The organism is Pseudolabrys sp. FHR47, from assembly GCF_005153485.1.
Taxonomy (GTDB): domain Bacteria; phylum Pseudomonadota; class Alphaproteobacteria; order Rhizobiales; family Xanthobacteraceae; genus Pseudolabrys.
Genome location: NZ_CP039740.1, coordinates 4,097,660 through 4,111,909, shown reverse-complemented (window position 1 = coordinate 4,111,909; position 14,250 = coordinate 4,097,660). Strand labels below are relative to the sequence as shown.

At 63.0% G+C, this 14,250-nt stretch carries 17 protein-coding genes; 8 read left to right on the top strand and 9 right to left on the bottom strand.

The features are described from left to right. Nucleotides 1-10: 10 nt before the first annotated feature. The 3 genes from E8Q40_RS20015 to E8Q40_RS20005 form a co-directional block, all read right to left on the bottom strand. Nucleotides 11-988 carry a threonine dehydratase gene (locus E8Q40_RS20015; RefSeq protein ID WP_137046847.1) on the bottom strand — a complete coding sequence of 326 codons (978 nt, stop codon included), beginning with the start codon at nucleotides 986-988 and terminating at the stop codon, nucleotides 11-13. Between the two features lie 11 nt (nucleotides 989-999). Beyond that, complete coding sequence (locus tag E8Q40_RS20010; protein ID WP_137046186.1) at nucleotides 1,000-1,554, bottom strand: asparaginase domain-containing protein; 555 nt, start codon at nucleotides 1,552-1,554, stop codon at nucleotides 1,000-1,002. Nucleotides 1,555-1,646: 92 nt separating this feature from the next. Further along, nucleotides 1,647-2,189, bottom strand: coding sequence for an invasion associated locus B family protein (locus tag E8Q40_RS20005; protein WP_137046185.1), 543 nt, complete (start codon nucleotides 2,187-2,189; stop codon nucleotides 1,647-1,649). A 421-nt stretch (nucleotides 2,190-2,610) separates the two neighbouring features. Here E8Q40_RS20005 and coxB point away from each other — a divergent pair, with 421 nt between their 5' ends. From coxB to E8Q40_RS19965, 8 genes are all read left to right on the top strand, one after another. Next, on the top strand, nucleotides 2,611-3,459 hold the full coding sequence (gene coxB, locus E8Q40_RS20000) for a cytochrome c oxidase subunit II (protein WP_137046184.1): 849 nt from the start codon (nucleotides 2,611-2,613) through the stop codon (nucleotides 3,457-3,459). A gap of 67 nt (nucleotides 3,460-3,526) precedes the next feature. Continuing rightward, complete coding sequence (gene ctaD, locus E8Q40_RS19995) at nucleotides 3,527-5,146, top strand: cytochrome c oxidase subunit I (protein ID WP_137046183.1); 1,620 nt, start codon at nucleotides 3,527-3,529, stop codon at nucleotides 5,144-5,146. A 29-nt stretch (nucleotides 5,147-5,175) separates the two neighbouring features. Further along, complete coding sequence (locus tag E8Q40_RS19990) at nucleotides 5,176-6,159, top strand: heme o synthase (RefSeq protein WP_137046182.1); 984 nt, start codon at nucleotides 5,176-5,178, stop codon at nucleotides 6,157-6,159. A gap of 14 nt (nucleotides 6,160-6,173) precedes the next feature. Beyond that, entirely contained in the window at nucleotides 6,174-6,338 is a 165-nt protein-coding gene (locus tag E8Q40_RS19985) for a CoxF protein (RefSeq protein ID WP_137046181.1), read from the top strand. Further along, nucleotides 6,335-6,949, top strand: coding sequence for a cytochrome c oxidase assembly protein (locus E8Q40_RS19980; protein ID WP_137046180.1), 615 nt, complete (start codon nucleotides 6,335-6,337; stop codon nucleotides 6,947-6,949). The genes E8Q40_RS19985 and E8Q40_RS19980 overlap by 4 nt, the downstream gene beginning before the upstream one ends. 65 nt (nucleotides 6,950-7,014) lie before the next feature. Next, nucleotides 7,015-7,866, top strand: a complete 852-nt coding sequence (locus tag E8Q40_RS19975; RefSeq protein ID WP_137046179.1) for a cytochrome c oxidase subunit 3 — start codon at nucleotides 7,015-7,017, stop codon at nucleotides 7,864-7,866. 67 nt (nucleotides 7,867-7,933) lie between these two features. Then, nucleotides 7,934-8,329 carry a DUF983 domain-containing protein gene (locus E8Q40_RS19970; protein ID WP_137046178.1) on the top strand — a complete coding sequence of 132 codons (396 nt, stop codon included), beginning with the start codon at nucleotides 7,934-7,936 and terminating at the stop codon, nucleotides 8,327-8,329. 8 nt (nucleotides 8,330-8,337) lie between these two features. Then, nucleotides 8,338-9,069, top strand: coding sequence for an SURF1 family protein (locus E8Q40_RS19965; protein WP_137046177.1), 732 nt, complete (start codon nucleotides 8,338-8,340; stop codon nucleotides 9,067-9,069). A gap of 39 nt (nucleotides 9,070-9,108) precedes the next feature. Here E8Q40_RS19965 and E8Q40_RS19960 read toward each other — a convergent pair whose 3' ends face one another. The 6 genes from E8Q40_RS19960 to E8Q40_RS19935 all read right to left on the bottom strand — a co-directional run bounded on the left by E8Q40_RS19960 (nucleotide 9,109) and on the right by E8Q40_RS19935 (nucleotide 14,166). Continuing rightward, nucleotides 9,109-10,059, bottom strand: a complete 951-nt coding sequence (locus tag E8Q40_RS19960; protein ID WP_137046176.1) for an amidohydrolase family protein — start codon at nucleotides 10,057-10,059, stop codon at nucleotides 9,109-9,111. 58 nt (nucleotides 10,060-10,117) lie between these two features. Beyond that, nucleotides 10,118-11,071: a 3-keto-5-aminohexanoate cleavage protein gene (locus E8Q40_RS19955; protein ID WP_137046175.1), complete on the bottom strand. Its 954-nt coding sequence runs from the start codon at nucleotides 11,069-11,071 to the stop codon at nucleotides 10,118-10,120. 58 nt (nucleotides 11,072-11,129) lie between these two features. After that, on the bottom strand, nucleotides 11,130-12,038 hold the full coding sequence (locus E8Q40_RS19950; RefSeq protein ID WP_137046174.1) for a 3-hydroxyacyl-CoA dehydrogenase family protein: 909 nt from the start codon (nucleotides 12,036-12,038) through the stop codon (nucleotides 11,130-11,132). Between the two features lie 3 nt (nucleotides 12,039-12,041). Then, entirely contained in the window at nucleotides 12,042-12,848 is an 807-nt protein-coding gene (locus E8Q40_RS19945) for an SDR family NAD(P)-dependent oxidoreductase (protein WP_137046173.1), read from the bottom strand. 116 nt (nucleotides 12,849-12,964) lie between these two features. Continuing rightward, a complete protein-coding gene (locus tag E8Q40_RS19940; RefSeq protein WP_137046172.1) occupies nucleotides 12,965-13,303 on the bottom strand; it encodes a cupin domain-containing protein in 339 nt (112 codons plus the stop codon). Nucleotides 13,304-13,323: 20 nt separating this feature from the next. Next, nucleotides 13,324-14,166 carry a cyclase family protein gene (locus E8Q40_RS19935; protein WP_137046171.1) on the bottom strand — a complete coding sequence of 281 codons (843 nt, stop codon included), beginning with the start codon at nucleotides 14,164-14,166 and terminating at the stop codon, nucleotides 13,324-13,326. Between the last annotated feature and the right edge of the window lie 84 nt (nucleotides 14,167-14,250).

Here is a 14,250-nt window from a genome sequence, read left to right as displayed (position 1 = left end):
CCCAACGTCGTTATGCTGGCTTGTTAGCGTTGCCGGTCAGAATTCGTGAATAGAGCGGCAGGTCGACATTGCCGCCGGACAGAACGATGCCGACTCGTTTGCCGCGCATTTTGTCTTTTTCGCTGAGCAGGGCCGCGAGCGCGGCCGCGCCGGCGCCTTCGGCGAGGTTATGCGTATCGCGATAGAGAATGCGCATCGCTTCGGCGACATCGTCGTCGGACACGGCGACAATGCGGCTCGCGCCTTTGGAATAGATGTCGAAAGCTTCCTGCACCGGCACGCGCACCGCCATGCCGTCGGCGATCGTGTTGGCCGAATTGGTCTCAATGAGCTTGCCGGCCTCGAAAGACAGCTTGGCGCATTGCGCCTCGGTCGAGACGACGCCGACCACTTCGGTCTTCAGGCCGAGGGCGTCACGCACGGCGATGACACCGCAGATTCCGGAGCCGCAGCCGATCGGCACATAGACGGTGTCGAGGTCGCGCGCTTCGCTGAAGAACTCCAATGCATAAGTCGCGACACCGCGCGCCAGTTCGCGATGAAACGGCGGCACCGGATAAAGCCCCTCGACCTCCGCCAGCCGCATCGCCTCGACCTTGGCCTCGTCGAAGTCGCTGCCGAATTCGATCAGCTCCGCGCCGAAGGCGCGCATCGCGGCGTTCTTCTCCACCGAGTTGCCGAACGGCACCAGGATCTTCGCCTTCAGCCCGGCGGCGGTCGCAGCGCGGGCCTGGCTTTGCCCGTGATTGCCGCGCGTCGCCGTGACGATGCCCGGTGTCTTCGGATGCGTGCGCTTCAGCCAGTCGATGAAGGTGATGCCGCCGCGCACCTTGAAGGCGCCGGTGGGCGTGTGGTTCTCGTGCTTGACCCATACCGTGGCGCCGGTGCGCTCGGCGAGCAACGGCCAGGCATATTGGGGTGTCGGCCTCATCTGCCGGTAGACGAGGCGGCTGGCGGCCTCGAGTTCGTCGATGCTGAAATAAGCCATGGTGGGCCGCGTCACGCTTCGATCTTGCGGAAGCTGCCGTCGACCGTCTTGACGATAGTGTCCCACGGCGCGACCAGCCCGTTCATCGCCACATAGACGCCCGGCGGCGCGGTGAGCGCCGCGCCGATGGCCAGCCCCAGATTGAAGTCGGTGTCGCTGTCGCGCAGCACCGCCGGCTGCGCCGCGCCGGTGAGCACGATGGTTTTGTCGAGGGCGCGGGCGGCGATGGTCGTCGCGGTGTTCGGCGTGTTCGCGACTTTCCCGGTCGCCGGGTCGATGCGCCGGGTCATGGTGTCGGTGCCGTGGGTGACGACAATCCGCCGCTGCGTCGCGCTGGCGCAGCGGTCGGCGATGATATCACGCTGGGCGTCGGTGATTTTGGTCGAATCCTCGGCGAACAGCCATTCGCAGGCGAAGGCATCCGGGTCCATCCGCGCGCGCTTGAGGATTTCGGTGACGGCGGATTGCTGGCCGGGCGGGAAGGTGAATTCCGTCACCCACTGCCCCTCGGGATAGCGCTTGTCGAAGGTCCCGCCGGTGGTGAGGATGAGGAGGTCTTTTGCCATGGGCCGAAATCCGGAATGCCACGCGGGGCGCGCGCGGACATTATCGCCGATTGAAACGAGAAGGCGAGGCCACTGCCCCGTTCGAGGGGGCGCTACGGCAGCTTATCGTAGCCTTCGCCGAAGCCGGCCAGCGACATCGGGAATCCGATGCCCTCTTCGGGGGTCTGGTAGATGATGAACAGCGCCGTCTTGCCGCCACGCAATTTCTTGAGCAATTCGTCGTCCATGACAACCTCGGCGATACAGCCGTTCGGCAGGCAGCGCACGAAACCGGCGCTGCCGATGTCGGCATTGTCGATCTTGAGACCCAGCCCCTTCGGCAGCAGTACGCCTAAAGGCGCAACCACCCGCATCAACTTGCTCTTCTGGTCGGCAGTTTTGAGCACGATAACGGTGAGGCCGACATTGGCGCGGTCCTCCGCCGTGACGCTCTGGATCAGGGCACATTGCTCGGCCTTGGCACCCGGCGGCGTGTCGCAGCGAATCTGCCAGTCCCGGTGAACGGATTTCACGGCGCCTTGTGCGAGCGCGGCACCCGACCATCCCGTCAAGAACACGACGATGGCCGCGCCGCATCCCAGTGCCAGTCTCACGAGGTTAGCGGCCGTCCATCGGCGCTGCCAGAAATCGCTCATCCTTCAATCCTTTAGCGGGAGTCCGCGGGAGGCAGGGGAGGCGGCGCCCACGGCCGAATCACCCGCGCTGGTCATTCTAGACGGTCGGGCCGGAACATGCCGGCAGGTCGGTCCCGGAATGTCCGGGGTTGCGGTATCGCATACCGTGAACGCTTCCGGATTGGCGGAAATGCGGCAAATTGAGCTCCGTTGAGGATTACCGCTTTGTCGCAGAATTGTTCTAATGAGGTACATTGCGGCAGCCTGGGATTTGTGGTTTGAGAAGCGAGGTTTCCCCTAGGGCCGCTGCACCGCAAGCTCCGCCACGTCCGTGGCAAATGCCGTCAGTGGCCGCACTGGTTTGCCCGCCCGGGCAAGCGGCGCGCGGGGGCAAAAAGGGGCCTTGTCCAAGGCCGTTTATCGTCGAGGAGCGCATAAGAAAATGCTCGTGCTCAAGCGGTTGATCGCTTCCGTGGCCTCAGGCTTGGCCGTTTTCTCTGCCGGTTCAGCGATCGCCGCGACCGGACAACCGCACAATTGGCAGGTGGGCCTCCAGGCCGCCGCGTCGCCGGTCATGCACGACGTCGTGTGGTTTCACGATTTCCTCCTCTGGATCATCGCGGTCATCTCGTTGTTCGTGCTGGTGCTGCTCGTCACGGTGATCGTGAAGTTCAATGCCAAGAGCAACCCCGTCCCCTCGCGCACCACCCACAACACCATGATCGAGGTGGTCTGGACCGTCGTTCCGGTCCTCATCCTGGTGGCGATCGCCGTTCCTTCGTTCCGTCTGCTGTTCTACCAGCTCAAGGTCCCGCCGGCCGATCTGACCGTGAAAGCGACCGGCAAGCAGTGGTTCTGGAGCTACAGCTATCCGGACGCCAAGATCGAATTCGACTCGCTGATGAAGCAGCCGAAGGACTTGCAGCCCGGCGAGCCGCGCCTTCTGGCCGTCGACAACAACCTCGTCGTTCCGGTGAACAAGGTCGTCCGCGTCATCACCACCGGTGCCGACGTCATCCACTCATGGGCGGTACCGTCCTTTGGCGTGAAGATCGACTCGATTCCGGGCCGTGTGAACGAGACCTGGTTCAAGGCCGAGCGTGAGGGCATGTATTACGGCCAGTGCTCGCAGCTCTGCGGCCGCGACCATGCCTTCATGCCGATCGCGGTTCAGGTCCTGAACGAGAAGGACTATGCCGCCTGGCTCGAGGCGGCGAAGAAGAAGTTCGCAACCGTCGACGACGCCCCGAAGAACGCGGTCGCGGCGGCCGACCTGTCCACCGTCAAGTGACACATCGCGGAATTCGAATATAATTCGTGGGCGACACGAGAAATCTCAGGGTCGAGGAAAACTGACAATGGCCGAGAACGCAGCAGCACACGGCGCGCACGACACTCACGGGCACGATCACGGGCACCCCACCGGGTGGCGTCGCTTCGTCTATTCGACGAACCACAAGGACATCGGCACGATGTACCTCGTGTTCGCGATGTTCGCCGGCATCATCGGTTTCGTGCTGTCGATTGCGATCCGCATGGAGTTGCAGAATCCGGGCCTGCAGATCTTCTCGACCCCGCACGAGTACAACGTGTTCGGCACCGCCCACGGCCTGATCATGATCTTCTTCATGGTCATGCCGGCCATGATCGGCGGTTTCGGCAACTGGTTCGTGCCGCTGATGATCGGCGCGCCGGATATGGCGTTCCCGCGGCTCAACAACATCTCGTTCTGGCTGCTGCCGGCGGCTTTCGCCCTGCTGATCTGCTCGCTGTTCGTCGAGGGTGAGGCCGGTTCGCTCGGCGCCGGCTCCGGCTGGACCATTTATGCACCGCTGTCGACCACGGGCCATCCGGGTCCGGCGATGGATTTCGCCATCCTGTCGCTGCATCTGGCGGGCGCTTCGTCGATCCTCGGCGCCATCAACTTCATCACCACCATCTTCAACATGCGCGCGCCGGGCATGACCCTGCACAAGATGCCGCTGTTCGTGTGGTCGGTGCTGGTCACCGTGTTCCTGCTGCTGCTGTCGCTGCCGGTGCTCGCGGGCGGCATCACCATGCTGCTGACCGACCGCAACTTCGGCACCACCTTCTTCTCGCCGGAAGGCGGCGGCGATCCGCTGCTGTTCCAGCACCTGTTCTGGTTCTTCGGTCACCCCGAAGTGTACATCCTCATCCTGCCCGGCTTCGGCATGATCTCGCAGATCGTGTCGACCTTCTCGCGCAAGCCCGTGTTCGGTTATCTCGGCATGGCCTACGCGATGGTCGCCATCGGCGGCATCGGCTTCATCGTCTGGGCGCATCACATGTACACGGTCGGCCTCTCGACCGGTGCGCAGGCCTACTTCATCGCCGCCACCATGGTGATCGCGGTGCCGACCGGCGTGAAGATCTTCTCCTGGATCGCCACGATGTGGGGCGGCTCGATCGAGTTCCGCACGCCGATGATCTGGGCGATCGGCTTCATCTTCCTGTTCACCGTCGGCGGCGTGACCGGCGTCGTGCTGTCGAATGCGGGCGTCGACCGCGTGCTGCACGACACCTACTACGTCATCGCGCACTTCCACTACGTGCTGTCGCTCGGCGCGGTGTTCGCGATCTTCGCCGGCTGGTACTACTGGTTCCCGAAGATTTCGGGCTACATGTACAACGAGACGATCGCCAAGGCGCACTTCTGGGTCACCTTCGTCGGCGTCAACATCATCTTCTTCCCGCAGCACTTCCTCGGCCTCTCCGGCATGCCGCGCCGGACCGTGGACTATCCGGATGCTTTCCACGGCTGGAATGAGATCTCGTCCTACGGCTCCTACATCGCCGCCGTTGGTCTGGTGATCTTCTTCGTCGGCGTTGCCGAGGCCTTCATGAAGAAGCGCGTCGCCGCCGCCAATCCGTGGGGCGAAGGCGCTACGACGCTGGAGTGGACCCTGTCCTCGCCACCGCCGTTCCATCAGTTCGAGGTTCTGCCGCGCATCAAGTGATGCGCGTTTGAGAAGGGCGTAGCCGGGCAATGTCGCTCATCAGCGAAGGCGCGAATGTCGGCCGTCCCGGCGGCGCTCAGGTCGTCGAGTCGGGCCGCTTTGATGCGGCTTTGCACGAGCCGAGCATCGCCGAGGTTGGCGATTACATCGCGCTGCTGAAGCCGCGGGTAATGTCGCTCGTGGTGTTCACGGCGCTGGTCGGCCTCGCCGTGGCTCCGGGCAGCCTGCACCCGATCACCGCCTTCACCGCGCTGCTCTGCATCGCGGTGGGTGCGGGCGCCTCGGGCGCGCTGAATATGTGGTACGACGCCGACATCGATAAGGTAATGACGCGGACGGCGCGTCGTCCCGTGCCGGCCGGCAAGGTGAAGCCGGGCGAGGCGCTGGCCTTCGGGCTTACTTTGTCCGGTTTCTCGGTGGTAACGCTTGGCCTCCTGGTGAACTGGGCCGCCGCCGCGCTGCTCGCCTTCACCATCTTCTTCTATGCCGTCATCTATACGATATGGCTGAAGCGCTCGACGCCGCAGAATATCGTCATCGGCGGCGCCGCTGGCGCCTTTCCACCGATGATTGGCTGGGCTGCCGTGACCGGTTCGCTGTCGCTCGAGCCGATCATTCTGTTCGCCATCATCTTCTTCTGGACGCCGCCGCACTTCTGGGCGCTGGCGATTTACAAGAAGAGCGACTATGGCCGCGCCGGCGTGCCGATGCTGCCCAATGTCGCCGGCGATGCCCATACGCGGCTGCAGATTCTGCTCTACACGCTGATCCTTACGCCGCTCGGCAGTGCGCCGTGGCTGCTCGGCTATGCCAGCGCTCTCTACGGTGCGGTTTCGGTTGTCGCCGGCGCGGGCATGATCGTGCTCGCGTTGCAGGTCTATCGCGAGGTCTCGCCTGCGGACCGGGCCTGCCGGCATCTTTTCGCCTTCTCGATCCTCTATCTGTTCCTGCTTTACGCGGTGCTGCTGGTCGATCGCGGCTGGGGCGGGCTGATCGCCAGGGTGGCCGCGTGACGGCGGAGATGACCATGGATGACAAGCAGAAAACCGAGGGCATCGTGCTCACCGAGGCGCAACAGCGCGCCCGGCGCTCGCGTTCGATCGCGATCGCAGTGGCACTGCTCGTGCTTGTCGTGCTGTTCTACGTCATGACCCTGGTGAAGGGTCCGGCCGTTTTGGTGCGCCCGCTATGACGCAGTCCTCGCCCAACGCTCATCCGGTTCCTGCGCGCAAGGTCAGACGCGACACGCTCGTCGCCGCGATCTGCGGCGCTGTCGCGGCCGGCATGGTCGGGATGGCCTTTGCCGCCGTGCCGCTCTATGACTGGTTCTGCCGTACCACCGGCTTCGGCGGGACGACACAAGTGTCCGTGGTCGCGCCCGGCGAAGTGCTCGACCGCGAGTTGACCATCCGTTTCGATTCAAATGTGGCGCCGGGTCTGCCTTGGCGTTTCGTGCCGGAGCAGAACACGATCACCGCCCGCATCGGCGAGGTGAAGACGGTCTACTACAAAGTCATCAACATGGCGGCGCGCGAGATCACCGCGCAGGCGGGCTACAACGTCACGCCGCCGCAGGTTGGCCTCTACTTCCACAAGATCAATTGCTTCTGTTTCACCGAGCAGACCATGAAGCCCGGCGAAACACGTGAGATGGCGGTGGTGTTCTATGTCGATCCCGCGATCGCAAAGGACAGCGATCAGGAATCCCTGAACACCATCACATTGTCCTATACCTTCTTCCCGCTGGAAGCGCCGCCGAAGCCGGTCGCCAACACCGAGACGAAGGAAAAGAAACGACTTTGAAGGCACACATCTGGGGGGCGCTTGAGCGCCCGTTGCAAACCGACGCGATTTGAACGGAGACGACAATGGCCGAGGCACATACCAAGCAACACGACTACCATCTGGTCGATCCGTCGCCGTGGCCGGCCGTCGGCTCGCTGGCGGCCTTCGTCATGGCCTTCGGCGCCATCAGCTGGATGCACCACCTCTACGCGGCGGCGCCGCTGGTGTTCGGTGCCGGCATGCTCGGCGTCCTCTACGTATTCATCGCCTGGTGGCGTGACGTGATCAACGAAGCGCAGCACAGGGGCGACCATACCCGCGTGGTGCAGATCTCGCACCGCTACGGCATGATCCTGTTCATCGCCTCCGAGGTAATGTTCTTCGTTGCCTGGTTCTGGGCTTACTTCAACACCGCGCTGTTCCCCGGCGATGCACAGGACGTCGCCCGCATGGCCTTCACTGGCGGCGTCTGGCCGCCGAAGGGCATCGAGACTTTCGATCCGTGGCACCTGCCGCTGCTGAATACGCTGATCCTGCTGACCTCGGGCACCACGGTGACCTGGGCGCATCACGCGCTTCTGGAAAACGATCGTCAGGGCCTGAAGTGGGGCCTGATCCTCACCATCGGCCTCGGCCTGATCTTTACCTGCGTGCAGGCCTATGAGTATTCGCACGCCGCTTTCGCCTTTAGCGGCAACATGTACGGCGCCGCCTTCTTCATGGCGACCGGCTTCCATGGCGCGCATGTCATTATCGGCACGATCTTCCTGATCGTCTGCCTGTTCCGGGCGCTGGCGGGCCACTTCACGCCGAAGCAGCATCTCGGCTTCGAGTTCGCTGCCTGGTACTGGCACTTCGTCGACGTGGTCTGGCTGTTCCTGTTCGCCGCGATCTATGTCTGGGGCCACGGCGGCAACGCCGCTGCGGGCCACTGACGCCGCGCGCGATCGAGTTCAGCGAAGGGCGGCGGCGACGCCGCCCTTTTGCTTTGGAGGTACTGAAATGAGCGATCATTCCGTGACGACACCAATCGGCCGGGGCCTGCTGGGACATTGTCCGCGCTGCGGCGAGGGCAAGATGTTCGACGGTTTTCTAACGCTGCGTCCGGCTTGCGATAAATGCGGGCTCGACTACGGCTTCGCCGATGCCGGCGACGGCCCGGCCGTATTCGTCATCCTCATCGGCGGCGCCCTTGTCGTCATGGCGGCGCTGATCACGGAAGTCGTCTATCAGCCGCCTTATTGGGTGCATGCCGCCTTGTGGCTGCCGCTGATCCTGCTGCTGACGCTGCTGCCGCTGCGCATGATCAAGGGTGTCCTCATCGCGCTGCAGTTCCACCACAAGGCGGCGCCCGGCCAGCTCACGCCTAAAGGCGATGCGGCAACGGGCGACCAGTGATCGGTAGAATGCGCAGCATTGTCACGGCGAGCGTCGCGGCGGCCATCGGCCTGGCCGTCCTGCTGTCGCTGGGTACCTGGCAACTGCAGCGCATGACATGGAAAGAGAATCTCATCGCGACCTTGGACGCGCGTATCGACCAGGCGCCGCAGCCTTTGCCGTCGCGTACAGCCTGGCCCTCGCTCCGCGAAGCCGACAGCGAGTATGCCCGGGTGAAATTCATCGCCACGTTGCTGCCCGGCGAGGCCTTCGTTTACACAGCAGGCTCTTCGCTCCGGCCTGATGTCACGAGCCAGGGTTTCTGGGTGTTCGCGCCGGCGCAACTTGCCGATGGCGTGGTGGTCCTGGTCAATCGTGGCTTCGTACCAACAGAGCGCAAGGACGCCGCGACGCGCCGGCAAGGAACGTCATCCGGGGCAGTGGAAATCGTCGGATACATGCGCTGGCCGGAGAGCCGCGGCATGTTCGCTCCGGCCGATGACATGAAAGCCGACGTCTTTTTCACCCGCGATCCGCAAGCGATGGCGGCCGCTCGCGGCTGGACCGTCGATGCGCCGTTCTACATCGACCAGGAACTGCCGGTGCCCGCCGGCGGACTGCCAAAGCCCGGCCGCATCGATGTCAAGCTGCCGAACAATCACTGGCAGTACGCCATCACCTGGTACGGCCTCGCATTGGCGCTGATCGGCGTCTACGGCGCCTGGCTCGTCGGGCGACTGCGGCGGCACGCCGCGCTCTGAAAAGAGCCGATCGGACGTGCCGCCCCGTTGTGGTTTGCTTTACCGTAGCTTCAGGAGACGTGCTGCGTTGTCGTAGGCGATCGCCTGCTTCTGTTCCATGGGCAAGTCCACGTTGTCCATGAAGGCGGACGCAAGCTCGATCGACTCGAAAGGATAGTCGGCCGAGAACATGACGTTCTCGATGCCGAGCGCATCGATCGAGCAGATCAGAGGTTCGCGCGAATACATGCCGGACATGGTGACGACCAGGTTTTCGCGCAGGTATTGCGATGGCTCCCGCTTGAGCGTGACGCCGTAGAGCTTGGCGCGACTGTCGAGGCGCCAGAGCAGGAACGGCAGCGTTTCGCCGAGGTGGCCCAACGCCAGCTTGGCCTTGGGAAAGCGATCGAAGACGCCGCCGAACACCAGGCGCAGGGCATGTGTGCCGGTCTCAACGCCCCATCCCCAGGTCGCCCGCGCCAACTCGCGATAAGAGCCGATCGTCGGATTGGGCTGGGCCGGGTCCGCCGGATGCAGATAGACCACGGTTTGCAGTTCCTCGACGCGTTCCCAGAACGGGTTCATCTCGGGCTCGTCGAGATAGTGGCCGTTCGAATGGCCATTGATCAGCGCGCCACAGAAGCCGAGCTGCCGCACGCAACGTTCCAGTTCGTCCGCGGCCGCCTTGGGATCCTGCAAGGCCACATGGGCGAAGCCGCGATAGCGGTCCGGCCGGGGCGCGATCTTTTCTGCGAGATAGTCGTTGCAGACCCGCGCCAGCCGGACGGCCGTGGCAGTGTCCTTCTCGGACTGAATGCCCGGCGCCACAGTCGACAGGACGGCGATCTCGATTCCTGCCTTGTCCATCGCCGACAACCGTAACTCACCGAAGTCGTTCAAGCGGCGATGCAGGTTCTCGCGGATCGGGGTCGGAATGTCCTTATGGGCCGGCCACCAGTATTCCTCCAGCGCCGGCGCCATGAAGTGTTCTTCAAGGGCGATCTTTTTCATGCAGCTCTCTCCCACTATGTATCTTGACCTTGGTTCGTGTCTTGCGGCCGGCGTTTTGTCAGAACTTCACGCGATCGCCGCCTTTCAGGCCGAGCAATTCCCGCGCTTCCGCCGGTGTCGCGACGGCGTAGCCAAGCTCTTCGATCACGCGTCGAATCTTGGCGACCTGTTCGGCGTTGCTGGTCGCCAGCCGGCCGACGCCACCATAGAGACTGTCCTCGAGGCCGACGCGCACATTGCCACCGAGCATGGCGGCGTGGGTGCAGAAATTCATCTGATGACGGCCCGCCGCCAGCACCGACCAGCGATAATCGTCGCCGAACAATTTGTCGGCGGTGCGCTTCATGAACATCAGATTTTCGGGATCGGCGCCGATGCCGCCGAGGATGCCGAAAATCAGTTGGAGGAAGACCGGCGGACGGAACAGGCCGGCATCAAGGCAGTGCGCCAGATTATAGAGGTGACCGACGTCGTAGCATTCGTGCTCGAACTTCGTGCCGTGCTCTTCGCCCAGCAAGCGGTAGATCTTCTCGATGTCCGCGAAAGTGTTGCGGAAGATGCCGTCTTTGGTGCTCTCGAGATAGGGCTTTTCCCAGCCGTGCTTCCAGTTGCTGTAGCGCGCGGCGAGGGGATGAAGAGCGAAGTTCATCGAACCCATGTTGAGCGAGCACATCTCGGGCGATGCCTGGAGCGGCGCCGCAAGGCGTTCTTCGACCGTCATGGTGAGACCGCCGCCGGTCGTGATGTTGACGACGGCATCGCAGTTTTGCTTGATCCGCGGCAGGAATTTCATGAACACGGCCGGATCCGGAGTCGGACGGCCGGTCTGCGGGTCACGCGCGTGAAGGTGAAGGATGGCGGCGCCAGCTTCGGCGGCTGCGATCGATTGCGTGGCGATTTCATCCGGCGTGACCGGCAGGTATTCCGACATGGTCGGAGTATGAATCGACCCGGTGACCGCGCATGTGATGACGACTTTGCCGGCGATCTTGGGTTTGGCTGAACCTGTCATTTCGTACCTATCACTGCTGATCGAATTGAGTTTGACGCCGCCATACGGCCGCGCGCCGTCAGGTTTCTTCGTCGCGCGCCGTCCGTAAATGCTGAAGCACGCGGTTGCGCAGCGCGGTTTGCTGGGCGGGTGTCCAGGTGCGGAAGCCCTCGCCGCTCTTGAAGCCGAGCTTGCCGCTCTGCACGAGTTGCTCCAAATAGGGCGAGGGGCCGGGCCGGTGCTCGATCGCCGGCAGTACGTTGTTGTGGATCGCCAAGGTGAGGTCAGTGCCGACCATGTCGGCGTTCTCCAACGGCCCGAGCACGGCCAGCCTGCGGCCGAACGAGGCTTTGACCACAGCGTCAACCGTCTCGGCATCGCAGATGCCGTTCTCGACCAGAGAAATGGCTTCGCGCCACAAGGCATGTTGCAGTCGGTTGCCGATAAAACCGGGCACGTCCTTTTTGACATGCGCCGGCTTCTTGCCGACATCGGCGTGCAGCTTCATCGCAAATGCGAGTGTTTCAGCACTGGTCCATTCGGTCTCGATGACTTCGACCAGCGGCACGAGATAAGGCGGGTTCCACCAATGCGTCCCCAGCGCACGCTCGCGGCGCTTGAGATTCTGCATGATGCTGGTGATCGGAATGACCGATGTGTTGCTGGCCAGGATGGCGTCCGGCCGCGCCAGGTCTTCGATCTCGGCGAACAGCTTTTGCTTGAGCGCGAGATCTTCAAGCACCGCCTCTACGACATAGTCGGCGTCGCGCACGGCCGCGCCAAGATCAGGTTCAAGCGTCACACGGTGCACCGCCGCTTCGTCGTCGCCAAGAAATTTCAGGTTGGCGAGAATGCGGTCTTTTGCTGTAGCGAGCGTGTTCGCGAAGGAGTCGTAGATCGTGACGTCATGGCCGGCGAGCGCAAAGACCTGCGCGATGCCGTGACCCATGAGACCGGCACCGATGACGGTGATACGCGGCTTGGACATGATTTAGCCCGCCGTGTAGCCGCCGTCGGCGTAGAGGATGTGACCGGTGTAGAAATCGGATGCTTTCGAGGCGAGGAAGAGCAGGGGACCGGCGAGGTCTTCCGGCTCGCCGAGGCGGCCCTTCGGCACGCGCGCAAGGAAGCCCTTGCGCACCGTCTGCGCGCGCTCGGTGTCCTCGTACATCCAGGCGGTGAGCGGCGAACGGAAGACAGTCGGGCCGATGGCATTCACGGTGATGCCGGTCTCGCCCCATTCGCAGCCCAGCGCCTTGGTAATGCCGTCGACCGCGGCCTTGGAGGCGCAGTAAGCGGTATAGCCCGCCGGATGGCCGAGCAGGCCGCGCGCCGAGGAGGTGAGGATCACCTTGCCGCCGCGGCCTTGGGCGAGCATCTGCTTGCCGGCGGCGCGCGCCATCAACCAGGATTGCGTAACATTGGCGTCTTGAACGTCGAGGAAGTCTTCGACCTTCTGCTCGGTGATTTTGGCCACCTTGTTGAGGCCGGAGGCGACGACGAGGATGTCAACGCTGCCGAATTTTTCCAGCGCCGCGGCGACGATCTTGTCGCAGTTGGCCTCGGAAGAGGGGCGCAATGCGATCACCGCGGCCTTGCCGCCGCCGAGTTCTTCGCATTCGGCCGCCACCTTCTTGAGCTCGTCTTCCTTGCTTGCCGCAAGGACGACATTGGCGCCGGCACCGGCCAGAATTTTCGCAGCCAGCGAGCCGAAGGCGCCCGAGGCGCCGGTGACGATGGCCGTCTTACCTTTGATATCGAAAAGACCAAGCGGATTTTTCAGGAAGGCTTCGGGCATAACGCTTACTCCCAGAATTTTTCGCCGTTATGCCCGCGTAGGCTGGCATCCAGCGCTTGTCGTCTTCATGAAAGATATGCTGTCCCCCGCCTGGGCAGGGGACAGCAGCATTCATCTCACTTCGCCGGCACCACGGCGACGAGGATGGTGCACACCTCGTTGCTGCGGTTGACGATTTCGCGCATCTCGTTCGGCTCGATGACGCAGCTATCGTTGGCCTTCAGCACGGTTTCCTTGCCGTCGATGATGACGGTCAGTTCCCCGCTGAGGACGAAATAGACCTTCTCCGGCGGCGAGGCGTCCGGGCCGGCGCCGCCGCCGGGCAGAAAGTGCGACACGCCGACGATCACACTCTTGGCGCCGCCAGCTTCCGCGCCGAACAGGCGCAAGCCGGTATAGAGGCGGTGGTTAGGAGCGTCGTAAGGCTTGGCGTCGGCGAAACGTTTGACGTGCATCGTCGTTCCCCCCAATCGGCTTAGAATTTGTTACCAGGCTCGATCCGGTATTCGCCCTTCGGGTCGACGATCGCCACCAAGCGGATGATGCAGCCGTCGCCGCGATCCCAGTTCCACGGGAAGAAAGCGAAAGTCACGCGCTTGCCAGTGACTGCGTCGAGGTCGCCACCGACGTTCTCGATGCCGAGAATGCCGTTGGTGAACAGGATACGGTGCACCGGCTCCCATTCCGGGAAGTCGTCCTTCCAATCACGCCCGCCCGACCATTCGAAGTACTCCTTCTGCAGGTGCGGATGCAGGGGACCATTGCGCTGCGGGCCGATGGCAGTGGCGAGCGGATGGTCGTTGGCCTGGGTGTCGTGGCCGACCACCTTCACCTTCTTTTCGACAAACCACTCGCCGGCCGACTTCACAAAGCCCGGGCACTTGCAGAAGTACTCTTCCGAGTCTGAATACTTCTTGTGCCAGCCGGTGTTGATGATGACGACGTCATGCGGGCGCACGATCTTGCCGGCGGCCTTTTCGAGGTCGTCATAGGTGATCGGTTCCCACATCTTCTTCGGCAGCGACACGACGATGCCCGAACCAAAGAAGTGCGGCAGCGGTACTTCGTCGATGAAAGGCGTGCCCTCGACGACGTGGGCCGGCGCATCGATATGCGTGGTGTTGTGCATCGAGGTGGTGATGCGCTGCGACAGCACGCCCGACTTCGCCATGTAGTGGATGCGCTCGATCTTGACGTCTTCGAAGTAGGGCCAGTTTGGCGACTGATAACCGAAACGATGGGACAGGTTATAGAACTCCAGCCCCATGCTGTTCTTCAGGTTCTCTTCGAATTCAACGCCGCGGATCTTCTGAACCATTGGTCGCTCCTCCATGTACCGTATTATGAGTGCAATGTACCAATCAGCGGATCAGAATGCAAATGGTCCTTGTCTCGCGTGACC

What these genes read in the sequence shown, in the direction of transcription:
- E8Q40_RS19935 (WP_137046171.1), bottom strand. Translation starts at nt 14,166, where the DNA reads ATGGTTCAGAAGATCCGCGGCGTTGAATTCGAAGAGAACCTGAAGAAC.
- E8Q40_RS20005 (WP_137046185.1), bottom strand. Translation starts at nt 2,189, where the DNA reads ATGAGCGATTTCTGGCAGCGCCGATGGACGGCCGCTAACCTCGTGAGA.
- E8Q40_RS19950 (WP_137046174.1), bottom strand. Translation starts at nt 12,038, where the DNA reads ATGTCCAAGCCGCGTATCACCGTCATCGGTGCCGGTCTCATGGGTCAC.
- E8Q40_RS20015 (WP_137046847.1), bottom strand. Translation starts at nt 988, where the DNA reads ATGGCTTATTTCAGCATCGACGAACTCGAGGCCGCCAGCCGCCTCGTC.
- E8Q40_RS19980 (WP_137046180.1), top strand. Translation starts at nt 6,335, where the DNA reads ATGACGCAGTCCTCGCCCAACGCTCATCCGGTTCCTGCGCGCAAGGTC.
- E8Q40_RS19970 (WP_137046178.1), top strand. Translation starts at nt 7,934, where the DNA reads ATGAGCGATCATTCCGTGACGACACCAATCGGCCGGGGCCTGCTGGGA.
- E8Q40_RS19965 (WP_137046177.1), top strand. Translation starts at nt 8,338, where the DNA reads ATGCGCAGCATTGTCACGGCGAGCGTCGCGGCGGCCATCGGCCTGGCC.
- E8Q40_RS19990 (WP_137046182.1), top strand. Translation starts at nt 5,176, where the DNA reads ATGTCGCTCATCAGCGAAGGCGCGAATGTCGGCCGTCCCGGCGGCGCT.
- ctaD (WP_137046183.1), top strand. Translation starts at nt 3,527, where the DNA reads ATGGCCGAGAACGCAGCAGCACACGGCGCGCACGACACTCACGGGCAC.
- E8Q40_RS19985 (WP_137046181.1), top strand. Translation starts at nt 6,174, where the DNA reads ATGGATGACAAGCAGAAAACCGAGGGCATCGTGCTCACCGAGGCGCAA.
- E8Q40_RS19940 (WP_137046172.1), bottom strand. Translation starts at nt 13,303, where the DNA reads ATGCACGTCAAACGTTTCGCCGACGCCAAGCCTTACGACGCTCCTAAC.
- E8Q40_RS19955 (WP_137046175.1), bottom strand. Translation starts at nt 11,071, where the DNA reads ATGACAGGTTCAGCCAAACCCAAGATCGCCGGCAAAGTCGTCATCACA.
- E8Q40_RS19975 (WP_137046179.1), top strand. Translation starts at nt 7,015, where the DNA reads ATGGCCGAGGCACATACCAAGCAACACGACTACCATCTGGTCGATCCG.
- E8Q40_RS19945 (WP_137046173.1), bottom strand. Translation starts at nt 12,848, where the DNA reads ATGCCCGAAGCCTTCCTGAAAAATCCGCTTGGTCTTTTCGATATCAAA.
- E8Q40_RS20010 (WP_137046186.1), bottom strand. Translation starts at nt 1,554, where the DNA reads ATGGCAAAAGACCTCCTCATCCTCACCACCGGCGGGACCTTCGACAAG.
- E8Q40_RS19960 (WP_137046176.1), bottom strand. Translation starts at nt 10,059, where the DNA reads ATGAAAAAGATCGCCCTTGAAGAACACTTCATGGCGCCGGCGCTGGAG.
- coxB (WP_137046184.1), top strand. Translation starts at nt 2,611, where the DNA reads ATGCTCGTGCTCAAGCGGTTGATCGCTTCCGTGGCCTCAGGCTTGGCC.